Below are 17,564 nucleotides of genomic sequence, written 5' to 3'. Positions count from 1 at the left end.
AACCATGAACCATTAACTATCAACGCTCTATTAGTATCGAACCGATGTACTTCAGAGAAGTGAGAATTGCGATAAAATAGATTTGTCATCAAAATTTCACTAGACTGTCATCAAAACGTCATATCTTTTATTTAAATTTAAAGATGTCAGCTCTAGGTACTTCACTCAAAGCTCCTTCAGACTTCCTGGGCTGATTTTCCCCACTACAAGTTTAGAATTTTTAACGATTAATTGGCATTAGAGGTGATTTTTGCTCAATGAAAACATACTTTTCGTCTAAATTAGAACCACAAAACCAATCTCCACGATGGCGTAAAGTTAAAACCTCTCTTTCTCTAATGCTATTAGGAGGAGGTTTGGCTTTAGGTGGAAATTATTTATTTAGTACTCCTCGATTGGATGCGAGTATTCCAGCTACTTCAAATCAAACTGAACTAAACTCCAATTCTTCTCAACAGATTGCCTCGATTCCTGCCCCAACTAACTTTGTGATCGATGTTGTTAATAAAGTAGGCCCTGCGGTAGTAAGAATTGATTCTGCTCGCACAGTAGAAACTCGATTACCAGAAGCTTTTAACGATCCTTTTTTCCGTAGATTTTTTGGTTCTCAATTGGAACAAATACCTGAAACACAAGTAGAACGAGGTACTGGTTCGGGTTTTATTGTTAGTGCCGACGGAATAATTCTGACGAATTCCCATGTAGTTGATGGCGCAGACTCGGTTAGTGTTGTGCTTAAAGATGGTCGTACTTTTCAAGGAAAAGTAATGGGGATTGACTCGATTACAGATATGGGTGTAGTCAAAATCGAAGCAGAAAATTTACCTACAGTTACTTTTGGCGACTCTGATAATCTGCAAATTGGGGAATGGGCGATCGCAATTGGCAATCCTCTTGGTTTAGATAATACAGTTACCACTGGAATTGTCAGTGCTACTGGACGTAGTAGTTCTCAAATTGGGGTTGGCGATAAACGAATTGATTTTATTCAAACTGATGCAGCAATTAATCCTGGTAATTCTGGTGGCCCTCTACTAAATGCCAATGGTGAGGTAATTGGAATTAATACGGCCATTATTCAACGCGCCCAAGGATTGGGTTTTGCCATTCCGATTAATACGGCTAGAAACATTGCCGAACAGTTAATTGCTAAAGGTAGAGTAGATCATCCGTTCTTAGGAATTCGCATGGCTTCTTTGACTCCAGAAGTCAAACAACAACTTAAAACCACCCAAAACCTAGATTTAGGCGATAGGGAAGGGGTATTAATCATCGAAGTGTTGCCCAATTCTCCTGCTGCTCAAGCAGGTTTACGCGGTGGTGATGTCATTACTATGATTAATAATCAACCGATTAAATCTGCCGATCAAGTACAACAAACAGTAGAAAAAACTCAAGTTGGAGCAAGCTTACCTTTAACGTTATATCGTCAAGATCAAACCATGAATTTAAATGTTCAAGTTGGTTTGTTACCAAGCGACGCTCTTGCTAATAAATAATATTGTTATTGCTGATTGAAAGTATCAAATCGAGGGTTGAAATTGTACTGCTCATTAAGGATTTCAATGCGGAGCTAGATAATTATTGTAGACTTTAGGAATCAATGGCATTAAAAATTAGGAGACACCTCATGCAGTGCCTCCTACCCTCTTCTCTACTGTTTGCTACTAAACTCGGTACTTTGCCAGTTCTCCGGGTGTAATAGTATCTAAAATCATTTCTGGAGTAAAGTAGCCTAGAGCCTGGATGATTCGGGCGACGCAACCCGTCCATCCGGTTTGGTGAGAAGCACCAATTCCTGCCCCGTTATCGCCGTTGAAATATTCATAGAACAGAATCAGACCGCGCCAGTGAGGGTCGGTCTGGAACTTCTCAGCACCGCCATATAATGGACGACGACCAGATTCATCCTTCAGAAAAATGCTGACAATGCGTTCGCTAATACAATTGGCAATTTCATACAGCGTCAGATATTTGCCAGACCCCGTTGGATATTCCACGGTAAAATCATCACCATAGTAGCTATAGAATTGCAGCAGCCCTTTTAACAGCAAAATATTCATTGGCATCCAAATCGGACCGCGCCAGTTTGAATTGCCACCAAACATCCCTGAGGTTGAATCACCTGGAACGTATCCCACTTTGTACTCCTGCCCTGCATGATAGAAAAAGTAAGGATGGTCGAGGTGATAGCGCGAGAGAGAACGAATGCCATAATCGCTGAGAAACTCAGATTCATCTAGCATTCTTTGTAGAATACGGCGCAACTTCTGTTCGTTCAAGATAGACAGCATCAGCCGTCCTCGGAGTCCAGGCTGAATTGGTAGGTGAACATTATGAGCCAGTTCGGGATGCCTTTGAATGAACTCTTGCGCCACTTCCTTCAGGCGCGGCAGCTTGTCGAAGGCTTCGCGGGGGAAGACAGCCACTGCCATCAGGGATAACAAGCCCACCAATGATCGCACCTTTAAGCGAGTGGAATTGCCATCTGGTAAGCGCAATACATCATAGAAAAAGCCATCCTCTTCGTCCCACAGTTCGTCATGTTGTTCGCCAATGCGATCCATCGCTCCGGCAATCCACATGGTATGTTCAAAGAACTTAATGGCAAAGTCTTCGTAGAGGGAATCGTGAATTGCCAACTCGATCGCAATCTGGAACATCTGCTCACTGAAGAAAACCATCCAGGCGGTACCATCCGCCTGTTCTAAATGTCCTCCAGTTGGCAAAGAAGAACTGCGATCAAATACACCAATGTTATCCAGTCCCAGGAAGCCACCTTGAAACAAATTATTGCCGCCTTCATCTTTGCGGTTGACCCACCAAGTAAAGTTGATCAGCAATTTAGAAAAGGCGTATTTGAGGAAATCAATATCGCCAACTCCCTTGTTGCGTTCGCGATCTCGCTCCCAGCGAGGCGCTGCGCGATCGCGGGTATAAATTTCCCAGGTAGCCCAAGCATGTACGGGCGGATTGACATCGCCAAAATTCCATTCATAGGCAGGAATTTGACCATTTGGATGGATGTAATCTTCCTGCAACATCAACATCAGTTGCTTTTTGGCAAAGTCTGGATCGATCAGGCTAATGGGAATTACATGGAATGCTAGATCCCAGGCAGCGTACCAGGGATATTCCCACTTGTCCGGCATGGAAACGATATCGTCGTTATGCATATGAAACCAATCGCTGTTTCGCACGTGCCTCTTCTGGTCTGTCATTGTCCAAGGAGTAACGCCACGCTCCCTCAGCCATAGATCCAAGTCGTAGTAAAAGTATTGTTTCGTCCACATCATCCCAGCTAGGGCTTGTCGCATGACGTTGGTGCGATCATTATCTACCAGAACAGATGGTGGAATCACTGTCTCATAAAACTCATCCGCTTCCTGAAGACGAGTCGCAAATATTTGCTCGAATTGACCAAATGGCTCTTCTAACTGAGTCGGAGACTGTTTGCTCAAGCGCAATCGAATCGTCTTAGTTTCTCCAGATCCAACTGTAAGTTGGTAATGGGGCGTAACTTTTGTGCCAACATTATAAGGATTAATGGCATTCTTCTGTCCGTCCACGATGTAATTGTTAATGCTGTCTTTCACATAGGGAGTGGAATTAGAAGAACCAAACAACCTTTCATTGTTGGTTTCATTTTCCGCGAACAAGAGCGGAACGACCCCATCACAATAAAAGTAATATTCACTCACATACTGTCTCAGTAAGTCATTCGTAATTTGGGCTTGAATAACGCTATTTCCAGTGCCCTCAAATTTTGTTAGTACAGGTTTAGAGCCACTGTCTGACCAAGACCAAGTATTGCGAAACCAAAGAGTGGGTAATACATCAATCGGAGCCGCTTCGGGTCCTCGGTTGGCAATGTTAATTTTAATCAAAATATCTTCGGCATCTGCTTTGGCGTATTCTACAAACACATCAAAGTAGCGATCGTCATCAAAAATGCCCGTATCTAACAGCTCGTATTCCAGTTCATAACGGTTACGGTTGCGATTAGTTTCGACCAGATCGATATAAGGAAACTCTTTTTGGGGGTATTTGTAGAGGTACTTCATGTAGGAGTGGGTAGGCGTACTATCGAGGTAGAAGTAGTACTCTTTGACATCCTCACCGTGGTTGCCTTCACCATTGGTCAATCCGAACAACCGTTCTTTGAGGATGGGATCTTTGCCATTCCATAGTGCCAGCGCAAAGCAGAGCAGGTTGTGGTCGTCAGTGATACCGCCTAGTCCGTCTTCTCCCCAGCGATATGCTCGCGATCGCGCGTGGTCGTGGGGGAAATAATTCCAGGCATTCCCATCAGAACTGTAATCTTCGCGCACCGTGCCCCACTGCCGCTCACTCAGATAGGGTCCCCATTTATACCAATTGACTTTGCCAGTGCGGTTTTGTTCGAGCCGTCGTTCTTCCGCAGTCATAGATGTCTCCTGCAATATTAGTTAATTTGGCTGATGTGTTTGGGGATTTCAGGGCAATGTCGTTCTTGATAAATGGCTAAGAATTGCCAAGGGAAAGACAATCATCCAAATTCCTGACAAGATGAAACTAATCCCCGTAAAAAGTCCTATTAACCAGATGGCATTAAAGGGCCACTGGTACAAAATAAAAATTCCTAAAATAATCGCGATGATGCCGCTCAACAGCATCCAACCCCAGTTGAGTTCTGGTCGAACTTTGAATGCTGCAATCACTTCAAGAATGCCCTGAGCTAGGATGACCCCTCCAAAGGCTAGGGTAAGGGTGAGAGCAGCCCCAAAGACGTTGCTAAGTAACAAAATACCGGCAATTACGTAGAAAATTCCTACTAATAGCTTTAACCAAAAGCCTCGTTGTTGGCGGGACTGAAGAGCATGAACCGTTCGGACAATACCAGCAAATAAAAGAGTCCAGGAAAGGATACGGGCGACGGCGATTGTTGCAATGAAGGGTTCTACAATTACAGCAATGCCCAGCAAAATCATCAAGACGCCTAGGGCGACCAACCAGCCCAAACCTCGGTTTATTTCCCGATTAAACATTTCAGTACTCATAATAGTTGCTCCGACAAGGATTTATCTTGTATTTGATTTGTACATCCTATGCCGACCATGCTTCTCGGAAGTCAGCATAGAGGGTCAGCCCTCCATCGATGAACAGGGTTTGTCCGGTGATGTAGGCAGCTTCGTCAGATACTAAAAAAGCAACCGCCATCGCCATTTCCTCAGAAGTTCCTGCTCGCCCCATTGGAATATGACTTTCAACCAGCGCCTTTTTCTCTAGCTCCTCTGTCCAGTTTTCACTGATGGGGGTGATGGTGACTCCGAGGCCGATCCCATTGACTCTAATTCCTCGATTGGCATATTCCAACGCTAGAGTTTTAGTCAAATTGCCCATTCCTCCTTTGCTGATAGAGTAGCTGAGATACATCGGGCGAGGAATGATTTCGTGAACGCTGGAAATATTGATAATTACACCGAAACGCTTTTGTGCCAACATTATGCTTGATGGTTTCTCGCGCATAAAGATAAGCACCTCGGAGATTTACGGCGATGACTTGATCGAATTTATCGGTTGTAATTTCGTGGGAGGGCGATTCTAGTTGAATTCTGGCACTGTTAATCAGAATATCCAGGCTGCCAAATTTAATGTCTTCTTCTTTCGCAGCATCTCCCTGTACGATGAGAGTCTGCACATTACTTGCTTTACCCGATTCACGAGCATATTGCAGTACGATTTCTTCGGTGCGTTTTGCTTCTTCAGCATTTTTGCGGTAGCTAATCGCAATATTACAACCTTCTCGAGCAAGACGGATGGCGATCGCCTGTCCAATCCCAGAACTCGCTCCGGTAATCAATCCATTTTTACCTTTCAAATTTCTCATGGTGTTTTGCCAAACAAACTTTTGAAACATTGAGAGTTGTTTTTCCAAGTTGAGTGTATTGCATAAGAAATAATTAAATATTTTTATTGTCTTTACCCATATCTTAAGCAGCTAAAATAGCTAACGCAGACATTCTTGCTTGAAATATTGTTCTTTAGCGTAAAACAAAAAAATATGAAACTGATATGAAAAGACTTCTCTATCTAATCCCATTCAATCTGGCTTGTCGTCTCGAGAGGGGGAATTTTCGTTAGTCATTCATTAAAGGGACTGGGTATGACGACAAATAAGCAATTGTTTGCTATAGCCTCCTGCGTCTTTTGCTTGAAAGCTTAGCTTTTATCCCTTTCCACAAAATGAAGAGTGGAATTCCTGCGATCGCTACATAAATCCACGCCATAACCGATGATCAGTTGACTGCGACACGCAGCAGCCAAAAAATACCGCCAAACAAGCTCCAGCCTGAAATGAGAACTCACCAAGGCATTCTTCCACCAGCTAAGCCTCTAAACATTCGACTGCGAAGCTGGATTTCTCCCATCGGCTAGTATCCAGAAAGAATTTTCTCAGTAAATCTGGGAGATTGTTCGGCAGGAATTTCGATGGAGAGATTTTTGTTTCTCTCTTCTGGGAAAAACTGATCGGATCGATTGTTGTCAGTGATAACTTTGTTTTTTTGTCCTTTATGTTCATGAGGGGGCTTATATCAAGTACGAATAATTGGTTGAAATAAAAAAGCCTGGTTGCATTTACTAATTACTAATTACTAATTACTAATTACTTGTTATAGCGTTTCTCGAATCCACGAGGTACACTTAACACCTGCCTCCTGCCTTAAATCCAAATACTTTGTACCTCACCAGTATGAGAACTGCTATATCTGACCTCAACTTTAATATAATTATTCAACCGAACTTGATATTACAAGCATTTAGGGTTTAATCAAGTGCTTGTAAGCCCTACGTTTTCTAGATCAAATACTCTTGATTACTGATTTATCGAGTTCGCGCTGTCGTACAAAATCTGCATTATCCGCGAGCCAGGTTCGCAGAGAGCATCGCGAGCGATCGTTGCGACTTCCCCTGCCACGCTAGCTGTATACTCGGCGACGACATCGCCGAAAGAGTTGCGCTGGAGGGCGATTTTCTGACCTGGTGTAACTTTGTCTCTAAGATCGACAAGCAACTCGAGATAACCGCCAGTCGTCGAACGGATGGTCTCAAAAGCATCGCCGAAGAAGGTTCCAGCTTCCTGGGACGTGCGACCCATAGAACCGTCAATCACTTTATAGTGCTTGAGGACGTTCGTGCTGCCTTCGACGACCATCGCGATCTTCGGTTGATCGAAGATACGGGGACCGCCGATCTCGATAGTTATAACCGAGATGCCCGCCTCGACGAACGCCATTTCGAGGGAACCGCTTTCGCCCAAATCGTTCTTGATCTGTTCGCATGGAAACAGCTCGGCAATTTTTCGGATTTCCGACTTACGAAAGTCGGCGAAGATGAACATCGTAAAATCGCCACCAGTCGAAGCCGTGTGATAGTCAAGGGCAACATCGACGTTATGTTTAAACAGTCGATTCCAGAGAATGCCAGCATGACGTGTCGGCGTATCGTCGCCCATTTCGTTGCCCGGCCACACGCGATTGAGGTCGATTAAGGAACCGCCTTTTTGTGCAACAGGCCACTTGCGCTGCGTGTATTCCTTGGCCGGACGAGAGAGGTCAAATACAGCGATCGCCGTACCCGACATTTTTGTCGGATCGAGATTTGCCATGATTCGCTGCACTGCATTCACTGGGCTTAATTCATCGCCGTGTACCCCAGCAGTCAGGGAGATCCGCTTACCGTCACGAATGCCTTTGGCAACAACGACGGGAACATACCAGTGCTGACCGGTACCCATTTGCACCCCCTGGAAGAAAAAGCGGTGCTTTTTGCCTGGTTCGAGGTCGTTGATATCTAACTGACTGATGACAGATACCCCCTGGATTTGATCGCCAGTGTAAACTGTCTTCTGCGAATTAATTAGAGTCGTCATTTTTCACTTTTGCCTCTTTCAACAAACCGTGGTAAGTGAGTTTTCAGGTTAAACCGATTTATGTTTGACCGACACTCTAGGCTATTTATTCACCTAGAAACGAATCGCACATTCTGGGTCGCTACAGGTATTGAACGTCCTCGATCCAGTTTTAGTCTGCTGACGATCTCTTCCGACGGAGCGTGGTGAACAGGGAACTGGACAGTGTATTAACTGCCCGTGTAGTCACCAATCCAGAGAGGGCGGCGACCACAACTGTGGCGAGGCAGGTTAGCTTGGCTGTACTTGGGCCACCGATCCCTAGCACCATTGCTACAGCTGTGAACGGTAGCCGATAGCCACCAGTAATGCCAGCTGCTGCTCCAGCGGCACCCGCCAGATCTGCCGGAATCCCAAATGCTGTCGCAAACACTCGGCCACTCAGGTCGCCGATCGCTAGAAAAGGTACAAACACGCCACCACAGCCCCCGGCTACAACGGCAGCAGTGGTCGATGCCGCCCGAAGCAGAGCCACAGCCAGTAGTTGGTAAGGGCTAGTTTGGACGGTTTCGGCCCAGATGATGGCGGCTCCCCCAGGACCAAAGGCCGCTGTTGGGGTGGCAATCAGTCCTATCACCATCGCCAGAGATAGCATAACCATGCCACCAATCAGGAGACGAATGACTGGCTTGGTCGGTAAACCTCGAGCCCAGTAGATGGCCTCACCAGTGAGCGCCGTAATCGCGCCCGCGAGCGCTCCGATGAACAGAGCAGCAGCCACCCCATCCCAGAAGTCAGCGGGGGAAACCTTCGGCACGACGAGCCGGATCAGATCGAGCCTGAAGGCTACGTTGACTCCCCATCCCACCAGTCCGCCCGCTAACATCGCAGCCACTCGCTTAGGGGCGATCGGAACCTTTCGTCGCTGACTCAGTTCAAACATGAAGAAGCTGCCCACCAGCGGTATCCCCATCAAGGCAGCCACACCCGCAGCACCACCACCTACTGCCATAGGCCGCACCAGTCGGCGCAGCGCTGGATTTGTGCTACCCAACCAGACCCCCGTCGCAACACCGATATGGGCTGCTGGAGATTCTGTTCCCATAGTCGCACCAAGCCCAACAGTGGATAAGATGGCAAGGGCACGCAATGGTGCCAGATTCCAGGGGAAGCGTTCTTCTGCTCCGGCCGTGGCCACCACGTCGGCGGAGAGATCGGCCCGGGCAACGTCGTGGGGGAAGGAGTACCATGTAGGCGGTGGAAGTCGGCGCATAACGTCGTGGGGGAAGGAGTACCATGTGGGCGGTGGAAGTCGGCGCAGAGGGAGAGCGGCTTTAGGGGAAACCAATACCTGCACGGCTTTACCCTTGCCTAGTCCATGCAACACCAGCACAGCTAGCGTAACACCGAGCAATGGCAGCAGCAGCAGCCAGACGGTGTCTAGTCTGGAAACGGCATCGAGGCTTCGCTTGATCGACTCGGTCAGCAGAACCGCAGCCAAGGAGCCGACTAAACCTCCGAGCAGACCGCCAATAGTCCATCCGCCCACGCTGGTCAACAGAGATAGTAGCTTGTCGTTTGCCATGGCGTTTTTGTACGAAGAGTGGTTGTGGGGTGAGCGTTATCAGTTCAAATGTATATTGAGCGAAAATTTGGCAGAAAAAGCGGTGCTTTTTGCCAGGTTCGAGGTCGTTAATATCTAATTGACTGACGACAGATACCCCTGGATTTGATCGCCAGTGTAAACTGTCTTTTGCGAATTAATTTAAAGTCGTCATCTTTAACCCTTACCTTTTTCAACAAACCGTGGTAGGTGCGTCTTCAGGTTAAACCGATAGCCGTGGGGTAAAATATGCAACTGCACCCCACAAAGGGCAATGGGTTCATCTTTGAGCAATCCTTCCAGGTTGTTGTGGGTAGAGGTCGTTTCATCAACGACGGTAACGGCACCCCTTCCTACTACTTCAAATTCATCGCCGTTGATAATGATAGCCGTGTCTTCATCAATGCCTAAACCTAGTACGGCAGGTTCCAGCACCAGGGCTGCCAGCAGGCGACCGAGGCGACCTCGTTGAGCAAAATGCTGATCCACGAGGATACCTGGTAAAAACCCCATACCAGGACCTATACTAACCGCATCAACACTGGGATTGGCCACGGATGTCCCTCCCAAAATCATTTGATCGGGCATCATGGCAGCCCCAGCACTGGTGCCGCCAATTACGGCTCCTTCCTCATAACGATTGTGAATAACCTTATCTAAAGACGTTCCTTTGATGAAGTTTACAATGCGCATTTGGTCACCTCCGGTAAAGAAGATGCCTGTTGCCTCCTTAACGATGCGGAGAGAGTCTTCTCGTTCGGAATCGTCGCGGTGTTCGGTATGAATTACCTCCACTGACTCTGCTCCTAATCGCTCAAAAATGTCGGTGTATTCGTCTCCTACTTCTCTGGGATAACCAGTAGCGGCAGTCATTACCGCGATTCGAGCTTTCACGCCACCAGCCGTTCGGATAAATTCTCGCAAGACTAGAAGCTCGCCTTCTCTATCTTCTGCTCCGCCAATAATGACTAGAGCACCCCTTTTTTGTTCAGTACCCATAATAAGTGTTCCTCCAATTGCTAAAATATCTGCTGTTTCAGCATTTAATAAATTGAATGCCACTCAACCATCTTCTTAGAAATCAACTGCATCCCGAATCAACGGACAGGTCATGCAATGACCGCCACCCCGTCCGCGTCCCAATTCACTGCCCACGATGGGGATAACTTCTATCCCTTCTTCGCGTATCGCGTTATTGGTATGAGTATTGCGATCGTAGGCGAAAACTACACCTGGTTCCAAGCAGACAACGTTGTTGCCGCTATCCCACTGCTGACGCTGTCTGGCATAGGTGTTGCCCCCAGTCTCTACAACCCGCAGCTTTTTCAGACTCAGGGATGCAGCTACCACATCGACAAATGGCTGAGACTCTTTAGTCAATTCGTACCCAGGAGGTTTGTCGCTCGGCCAGAGAGAAAAGGTTGCGACTCGATCCATAATCTCGGGAAACAAGGTGACGACATCGCGGTCGCAAAAGGTAAATACCGTATCGAGGTGCATCGCCGACCGAAGTTTAGGCATCCCAGCGACAATTACCCGTTGGGCACCTCCCTTACTAAATAAAGCTGCTGCCAGTTGGGTAATTGCTTGGCGCGAGGTGCGTTCGCTCATGCCAATCAGGACAATGCCGTTACCGATAGGCATGACATCCCCACCTTCGAGGGTCGCCGAACCGTGGTTGACTTCTGGATCGCCCCACCAAATTTGGAAGTTTGCTTGGGCAAAGCTGGGGTGAAATTTGTAAATTGCTGTTGTAAGGACGGTTTCTTCGTGGCGAGCGGGCCAGTAGAGTGGATTGAGGGTAACACCGCCATAAAGCCAGCAGGTAGTATCGCGAGTGTACAAGGTATTGGGCAAGGGCGGTAGTAAATAGCCGGTAATACCACTTGCTTCTTGAGCTGCCCGGAGAAAGTCCCCACCAAAATCTTTGGGGATATCGTAAGCGGCAAGTCCACCGATGAGATATTCAGCTAATTGTGTAGAAATCAAGCTTTCTAAAAAGGCTCGAACGTCCTCAATTAGACCCAGTCCGACTTCATTGGGTACGATCTGTTGGTCTAAAATCCATTTTTTTGCTTCTGAAATATTAAGAGTTTGGGCCAGCAGTTCGTGCATTTCGACGACTTCAATACCGCGATCGCGCATCTTTGCCATGAAGTCTAAATGATCCTGCTTGGCTCGCTCTACCCACAGCACATCGTCAAACAGCAGATCGTCGCAGTTGGTGGGGGTCAAACGGGCATGTGCCAAGCCTGGCGAACACACCATTACTTTTCGCAGCTTGCCCACTTCTGAGTGGACTCCATAAGAAATGGAACTTCGATCTTTAACGACAGTCATAATAACTCCTCCGATTAGATTGCAGATTCGACCTTTTACGAGCGCATAAGGGTCAGATCTAAGAGCGAGCGCAGCCACAGATAAAACGAAACCATCACCGAAGGTAAATACTAAAGCCAGGAATCAGAATAGAGGTAGTAGGGAGCAGGTAACAAAAAATTTTGAATTTTGAGCAAGCTCAACGTTTACTCTCGACAAGGGGCTTACAAGGTAAGGGGACGACACAGCCCCTCGTTTAGTCGTGCTGAGCGTTGAGTTAAAAATTTAGAATTCATAACTTATAACTTTTCATTCATTACTCATTACCTATTACCTAGCTCTATACCTCTGCGCCAAAGTCTTCCCGCAGCCTGGCTTCTTGCTCAATAGATAGATTCGATTGAATCAATTCGCCTTTTTCATCGGGTGCGAAAGCTGCTTCAACCTTGTCTATCGTGACTTGCCCCGTCAATAAAAATAAGGCAGAAGTTCCTTCTGTGACTTTGCTTTGCAACTCTTTGATAAAATTGTCATTAATCCCATAGTCAGTAAACTTACCTGAAAGCGCACCTGCTGTCGCACCCACTATTATCCCTAATAATGGCCCAAAAAAGAGCAGACCAAACAACATTCCCCAAAAAGCTCCTCCTAGGGCACCCGCTCCCACAGTATTCATCGCCTGGTAAGTTTTAGGCCGTTTTCGTCCCCGCGGCCAAGATACGATGGCTGCATCTAGAACTTGAATCAACTGCTGTTTTTGCAGGGTTTCTAGTTTGCTCAATGCATTATCTGCCCCATCAGTAGTATTGAATTTCCAGACGGTTAAAGTTGACATATTTTTCTCCTAGTTAATCTTGATTTGTAATCCTTCTTGACTGGTTCGAGCTAATCAGATTTGAAATAGGCTGGCTAAAACTCTTTCTCACTCCATCCCAGCAAGTGAGAAATTTGAGTGGATAGAGTTGAGGGATTAAAAGGTTTGGCGATCGCTCCAGCAAATCCCATTTGGTGAAGTTGCTTTAAGGTAAACCAACTGGCTCTGGCAGTAATCAGTAAAATTGGGATAGCTCTATCCATTGAATGTTGTTTCAGTTGTTCGATAAATATCAGAGCATCTATTTCTGAAATAGAAGTATCTAGCAAGATGACATCAGGGCGAGTCGCCATACACAGATCGACTCCCTCTTGAATCGAGTTCGATAGAATGACTCTCCAGCCGCCGAACTCACTGAGGCAGGTACGCAAAACTTCTCCGATGCTGGCTTCATGTTCGATCAATAAAATTGATTTTCTAGACATGAATAACGCCCCTCTGTCGTTAAAAAGGGAACAGCCTTCATTAGGATGACTATTCAAGAAGCTGTTTAAGCATTTCTTCAGCCTGAAAATGGAGATCGAAGTTCAGTTACAGCTTTTATAACACTTGTCTGGCAAGCGTTACCATAACCCGTGCAGAAGTATAATCATGCTCGTGTAGCTTTTAGAAAGCTTAGTTTAAAACATCGATCGCCACTCCAACATGACAGTAAACACATAAAAGTGACTGAGATGATTCGCTTTTTAGATTAGAACAAAAAGATATGAAATTGATATGAAAAGACGTTTTTATCCATTCCAATCCAATATTTCTGCAACCTGTTGCCAAACCGTTATTGGATCGAAGGGCTTGGCGATCACGCCTGCAACCTCGAGAGCGGCAAATCGCTGGCGATCGCTTGGCAAAACTTTCGCTGTCAACAAAATCACTGGAATGTTCTGAGTTGTAGGGTCTATCTTGAGTTCCTCACATAGCTGAAAACCATCTAGATCGGGCATTGATACATCCAACAAAATCGCATCTAACGCTTCGGTTTTAGCGATTTGCAATCCTTCACTACCCGAAGCAGCAGCGATCGCCAACCAACCCCCAAATTCTTCTAGGGATACCTGCACGACATCGCGAATATCTTCTTCATCATCCACAATGAGAATCCGTTTAGTCATTTTCCTCCTTGATCGGCAATGTAAAGTAAAAGGTGCTTCCCTCTCCGAGGCTACTCTCTACCCAAATTCGTCCGCCATGTTGTTGCACGATTCTTTTACAAATTGACAGCCCCAATCCGGTTCCCCCTTTTTGCCGAGAATCGGACACATCCACCTGTTGGAACTGTTCAAAAATGATTTCGAGTTTATCTTCGGGAATACCGCGCCCTCGATCTTTAACTGTAAAGAGAATGTAGGGAGTCTGGGTATCGGAGAATTGTTGCCCATTGGCCGTTGCCCATTCTCCACTGCCTATTTCAGCCTTGAGCCAAACCGTATCTCCTGGTGAGGAAAACTTAATGGCATTGCTCAGTAGGTTGGTAAGAGTCTGAATGATCGCATCGGGGGCTGCCCATAAAGTTGCCGAGATGGGAGTGACTGAAAGAGTCAGATCTGCTCGCTCGGCAAGTGCCTGTAAGCTGTCTATAGCTTGTTGCATTAATTCTGCGACCTGACATTGCTCCATCACGAGCTGGACTTTACCAGACTCCAATCGTTCTAAACTGAGAATGTCATCGACGAGTCGCACCAAGCGATCGCTATTGTTGATGGCAATTTGTAGCATATGTTTGGCTTTTTCTGGTCTATTGTCGAAAACACCCGAGCCTAGAATGCCGAGCGCACCTCGAATAGAAGTTAAGGGAGTGCGGAGTTCGTGGCTGACAACGGAAATAAATTCATCTTTCATTCGTTCCACTTTTAGGCGATCGCGAATGTCTTGAATTTGTCCCACACAATAAAGGGGTCGATCGTCTTGATCGCGGATAGATGCTGCATTCAAGAGTACTGGAATGACTATTCCTTGCTTGGTGATGTATCGTTTTTCAAGGTGATACGAACGAATTTCACCTGCCATCATCTGGCGAAAAACCTCAAAATCTGCTTCTAAATCTGTCGGATGGGTAATATTTTGAAATGTAAGAGTTAATAGTTCTTCTTCGCTATATTCCAGCAGGTTGCAATAGTAAGTATTTGCTTTGAGAAATTGTCCGGTAGGTGAAACGAGGGCAATCCCGATGGGCGCATCATCAAAGGCTCTGCGAAAAAGTTCTTCACTTTCCCTGAAAGCTTCTTCAGTCTGTTGACGCTCTGCCAGTTCTGCTTGCAACTGCTGATAGAGGTTCGCCTGGTTGATCGCGATCGCCAACTGGTTGCCGATTCGCTGCAAGAAATCGACTTCTGATTCTTGCCACTGGCGGTAATGGGAACAGGCATGAACGATCAGTAAACCCCAGACTTTCGCGTTCGTGGAGGATTTTTCATACACCTGTACGATCGGCGCAACTACTTTAGACTTAACACCTACCTCTTGCATAAACTCGACCAGACATTTCGCCCATTCATCGGTTGCGACATCGGGTACGATTCGGGGGATTCCCTGTCGGTAATATTCATAGCAATCTTCTGGAAAATGTTCGTCTTCCCAACGCATTTGGTCAGTCACTGGATATTTTGGGACAACGGCTTCCTCAATTACCTGTCCCGAACCATCTGGGTTCATTCGGAAAATCAAGACGCGCTCGGCATTGAGAGTCTGCTGCACTTCGATCACCGTAGTTGCCAGAATCTTTTTTAAATCTAGAGACTGACGAATGTTCTGGGTGATGGTAGTAATTAACCGTTCCTCTTCTGCTTGCGATCGCAGCGATTGCTCTAACTGTTTGCGCTCGGTAATATCCTCTACCGTCCCTACAATCCGAACGATGGTTTTAGTCTCGTCTCGGAGTGGAAATGCTTTTGATCGCAACCAGCGTATTTCCCCATTCGGGCGGATAAAGCGATACTCTTCATCAAAGTTTTCGCCTTGATGTTCCCTCAGTAAACCTGCTTCGATGTGATCGCAATCGTCGGGGTGAATATTGTTCAGCCAATGGAACATTCCTTGGTAGAACAATTGGGCTGGTGTTCCCATGATGGCTGCATAGGCAGGATTCACGTAGGAGTAGTGATCCGATTTTGTTTCATAAACGAAAAATCCTTCCCGCACGGTTTCTGCTAATTGACGGAAGCGAGTTTCGCTTTCTTGTAGAGCTGCTTGTGCTTGTTTGCGTTCACTAATATCCCGAAGTACTATGATCGTGCAGTCTTGTCCTTCTAAAGTTTGAACTTCGGCAGACACCAAAACTGTTCTGACTTCACCGGATTTCGTGCGTAATTGCGCTTCCAAATTGCGAACGCTTCCTTGCTGATGCAGTAAGGCTCTGAACTTTTCGCGCTCATCTAGGTTGCTCCATAGGTTGAGTACTAAGACAGTACGACCGATAGTCTCTGCACGGGAATAGCCAAAGAAATCGACGTGACTGTCGTTAACTTCTAAGATGCGTCCCTCAGCTAAGCTAGCGATCGCCATAGGGTCGGGACTGGTACGGAAAACAGTCGCGAATTTCTCTTCAGATTCTTCTAGGGCAATTTGGATGCGATCAAAGGACTGTTGTAGTTGGTCTGCCATTTGGTTAAATGTTTGTGCCAGACCGTTTAATTCGTAGATTGAACTGTCGGTTGGTAGCCGTCGAGCGAGATTCCCTGCTGCCAATTCTCGACTGACTCGACTTAATCGCGCAAAGCTTGCTGTGAGTTTATCGGCAGCGACCAGTCCCAGCGCGAGTGCCACGCCTAGAGTCAACAGACAAAGCAAAGCTGTTGTCCGTTTATTCTCTTGAATATCTTTTAGGAAATGAGACTTGGGAATTACCGTCACAATTTGCCAATTAAGCCCGTATTGATCTTGAAACGGCGCGATCTGTACCAATTGCAGTTCACCGTTGTAGCGAAAATCCAAGAGACGGGTTCGCTCGAGAGATTTCAATATCTCTGGACGCTTGCGCAAATATTTCCCCAGCGATCGCGTTAAATTATCCTGACTTTCATCAATATTTATTTGCTCGAACTGGCGTTGATACCCCGTTCCAGCCAGAAATTTATAGGGTTGTTCCTCTGTAGACGTGGCGATAAGGGCACCATTTCGATCCATAATGATAACTCGACCGGAGCGACTGATGTCCAAGTGATGGAGAAACTCACTCAAATAATCTAGTCGAATATGAACTGCAAAAACTCCGAGCAGACTTTTTGTAGTGCGGTCGTAAACAGGTTGAGACGCATCTAAGGTCAGGAAATTAAGAGAACCATACTGGGCAATTGGACTCCATCCAGGCTTACCCGTCCTGACAGCTCGTCGATACCAAGGGTTATCGCGTCGAACATCTAAGCCTTCGTTCGTGCGGACGAGTTCTTTTCGGCTGCCGTCGCTGTTCAGGCTATAGATGAGGATTTGCTCGGGACGAGGGGGATCGGCAACGACCAAATACAAATCTGGCAGTCGGTCAACCAACCTAAACGTGCCTTGAGGACTGGCAAATAAAACTGCCGATACTCGCTCGAATTGCTGCAACCGAGCAAATAAGACAGCTTCGAGTGCTACAATATTTTGGAGATCGAGTTGTCCCCGAGCGACTGCATCTACATTCAAACGATTAATTAATACAGGTGTTTGCAGATACGTTTCGAGTTCTTGCTTTACCCGCTCGTTCGTCTCTGCTACTAGTTGATGACCCAAATCTTCTACTGCTTCCTGCCCGTCCCGATAGGACAGATAACCTACTATTGCTACCGCTCCAATAGTTGGCAATACGAATGGAATTGTTAATACCCAACGTAGCGGAACATTGGCGATCAAGCGGTGGAAAATTTGTGAAAGGGCGAGGGGCATGAGGGATGCTTAACGCTGAA

At 46.5% G+C, this 17,564-nt stretch carries 12 protein-coding genes and 1 pseudogene; 1 reads left to right on the top strand and 12 read right to left on the bottom strand.

Annotation, left to right across the window (positions count from 1 at the left end; genetic code table 11):
* The first annotated feature begins 257 nt into the window (after positions 1-257).
* Entirely contained in the window at positions 258-1,499 is a 1,242-nt protein-coding gene (locus tag STA7437_RS08130) for an HhoA/HhoB/HtrA family serine endopeptidase (RefSeq protein ID WP_015192900.1), read from the top strand.
* A gap of 168 nt (positions 1,500-1,667) precedes the next feature.
* On the opposite strand, the gene STA7437_RS08125 is transcribed toward STA7437_RS08130, so the two are convergent.
* The 12 genes and pseudogenes from STA7437_RS08125 to STA7437_RS24795 form a co-directional block, all read right to left on the bottom strand.
* Entirely contained in the window at positions 1,668-4,427 is a 2,760-nt protein-coding gene (locus STA7437_RS08125; protein WP_015192899.1) for an MGH1-like glycoside hydrolase domain-containing protein, read from the bottom strand.
* A gap of 48 nt (positions 4,428-4,475) precedes the next feature.
* A complete protein-coding gene (locus STA7437_RS08120) occupies positions 4,476-5,039 on the bottom strand; it encodes an HdeD family acid-resistance protein (protein WP_015192898.1) in 564 nt (187 codons plus the stop codon).
* A 46-nt stretch (positions 5,040-5,085) separates the two neighbouring features.
* Positions 5,086-5,869: pseudogene (locus tag STA7437_RS27660) on the bottom strand (SDR family oxidoreductase).
* 332 nt (positions 5,870-6,201) lie between these two features.
* Entirely contained in the window at positions 6,202-6,348 is a 147-nt protein-coding gene (locus tag STA7437_RS26520; RefSeq protein WP_171815446.1) for a hypothetical protein, read from the bottom strand.
* 508 nt (positions 6,349-6,856) lie between these two features.
* Positions 6,857-7,912: a M14 family metallopeptidase gene (locus STA7437_RS08110; RefSeq protein ID WP_015192897.1), complete on the bottom strand. Its 1,056-nt coding sequence runs from the start codon at positions 7,910-7,912 to the stop codon at positions 6,857-6,859.
* A gap of 151 nt (positions 7,913-8,063) precedes the next feature.
* Entirely contained in the window at positions 8,064-9,476 is a 1,413-nt protein-coding gene (locus tag STA7437_RS08105; RefSeq protein ID WP_015192896.1) for a chloride channel protein, read from the bottom strand.
* Between the two features lie 195 nt (positions 9,477-9,671).
* Complete coding sequence (locus tag STA7437_RS08100) at positions 9,672-10,493, bottom strand: cyanophycinase (protein ID WP_041619879.1); 822 nt, start codon at positions 10,491-10,493, stop codon at positions 9,672-9,674.
* 75 nt (positions 10,494-10,568) lie between these two features.
* Positions 10,569-11,834 carry an arginine deiminase gene (arcA, locus tag STA7437_RS08095; RefSeq protein WP_015192894.1) on the bottom strand — a complete coding sequence of 422 codons (1,266 nt, stop codon included), beginning with the start codon at positions 11,832-11,834 and terminating at the stop codon, positions 10,569-10,571.
* A 319-nt stretch (positions 11,835-12,153) separates the two neighbouring features.
* Complete coding sequence (locus STA7437_RS08090; protein ID WP_015192893.1) at positions 12,154-12,648, bottom strand: DUF1269 domain-containing protein; 495 nt, start codon at positions 12,646-12,648, stop codon at positions 12,154-12,156.
* Between the two features lie 74 nt (positions 12,649-12,722).
* Complete coding sequence (locus STA7437_RS08085) at positions 12,723-13,112, bottom strand: response regulator (RefSeq protein ID WP_015192892.1); 390 nt, start codon at positions 13,110-13,112, stop codon at positions 12,723-12,725.
* 306 nt (positions 13,113-13,418) lie between these two features.
* Complete coding sequence (locus tag STA7437_RS08080; RefSeq protein ID WP_015192891.1) at positions 13,419-13,796, bottom strand: response regulator; 378 nt, start codon at positions 13,794-13,796, stop codon at positions 13,419-13,421.
* A complete protein-coding gene (locus STA7437_RS24795) occupies positions 13,789-17,544 on the bottom strand; it encodes a PAS domain S-box protein (protein ID WP_015192890.1) in 3,756 nt (1,251 codons plus the stop codon). Before STA7437_RS24795 ends, STA7437_RS08080 begins: the two co-directional genes overlap by 8 nt.
* Positions 17,545-17,564: the final 20 nt, after the last annotated feature.

Source organism: Stanieria cyanosphaera PCC 7437, assembly GCF_000317575.1.
Lineage (GTDB): Bacteria > Cyanobacteriota > Cyanobacteriia > Cyanobacteriales > Xenococcaceae > Stanieria > Stanieria cyanosphaera.
This window is presented reverse-complemented; position numbering and strand designations above follow the sequence as displayed.

What these genes read in the sequence shown, in the direction of transcription:
- STA7437_RS08125 (WP_015192899.1), bottom strand. Translation starts at nt 4,427, where the DNA reads ATGACTGCGGAAGAACGACGGCTCGAACAAAACCGCACTGGCAAAGTC.
- STA7437_RS08120 (WP_015192898.1), bottom strand. Translation starts at nt 5,039, where the DNA reads ATGAGTACTGAAATGTTTAATCGGGAAATAAACCGAGGTTTGGGCTGG.
- arcA (WP_015192894.1), bottom strand. Translation starts at nt 11,834, where the DNA reads ATGACTGTCGTTAAAGATCGAAGTTCCATTTCTTATGGAGTCCACTCA.
- STA7437_RS08130 (WP_015192900.1), top strand. Translation starts at nt 258, where the DNA reads ATGAAAACATACTTTTCGTCTAAATTAGAACCACAAAACCAATCTCCA.
- STA7437_RS08080 (WP_015192891.1), bottom strand. Translation starts at nt 13,796, where the DNA reads ATGACTAAACGGATTCTCATTGTGGATGATGAAGAAGATATTCGCGAT.
- STA7437_RS24795 (WP_015192890.1), bottom strand. Translation starts at nt 17,544, where the DNA reads ATGCCCCTCGCCCTTTCACAAATTTTCCACCGCTTGATCGCCAATGTT.
- STA7437_RS08105 (WP_015192896.1), bottom strand. Translation starts at nt 9,476, where the DNA reads ATGGCAAACGACAAGCTACTATCTCTGTTGACCAGCGTGGGCGGATGG.
- STA7437_RS08110 (WP_015192897.1), bottom strand. Translation starts at nt 7,912, where the DNA reads ATGACGACTCTAATTAATTCGCAGAAGACAGTTTACACTGGCGATCAA.
- STA7437_RS08085 (WP_015192892.1), bottom strand. Translation starts at nt 13,112, where the DNA reads ATGTCTAGAAAATCAATTTTATTGATCGAACATGAAGCCAGCATCGGA.
- STA7437_RS08100 (WP_041619879.1), bottom strand. Translation starts at nt 10,493, where the DNA reads ATGGGTACTGAACAAAAAAGGGGTGCTCTAGTCATTATTGGCGGAGCA.
- STA7437_RS08090 (WP_015192893.1), bottom strand. Translation starts at nt 12,648, where the DNA reads ATGTCAACTTTAACCGTCTGGAAATTCAATACTACTGATGGGGCAGAT.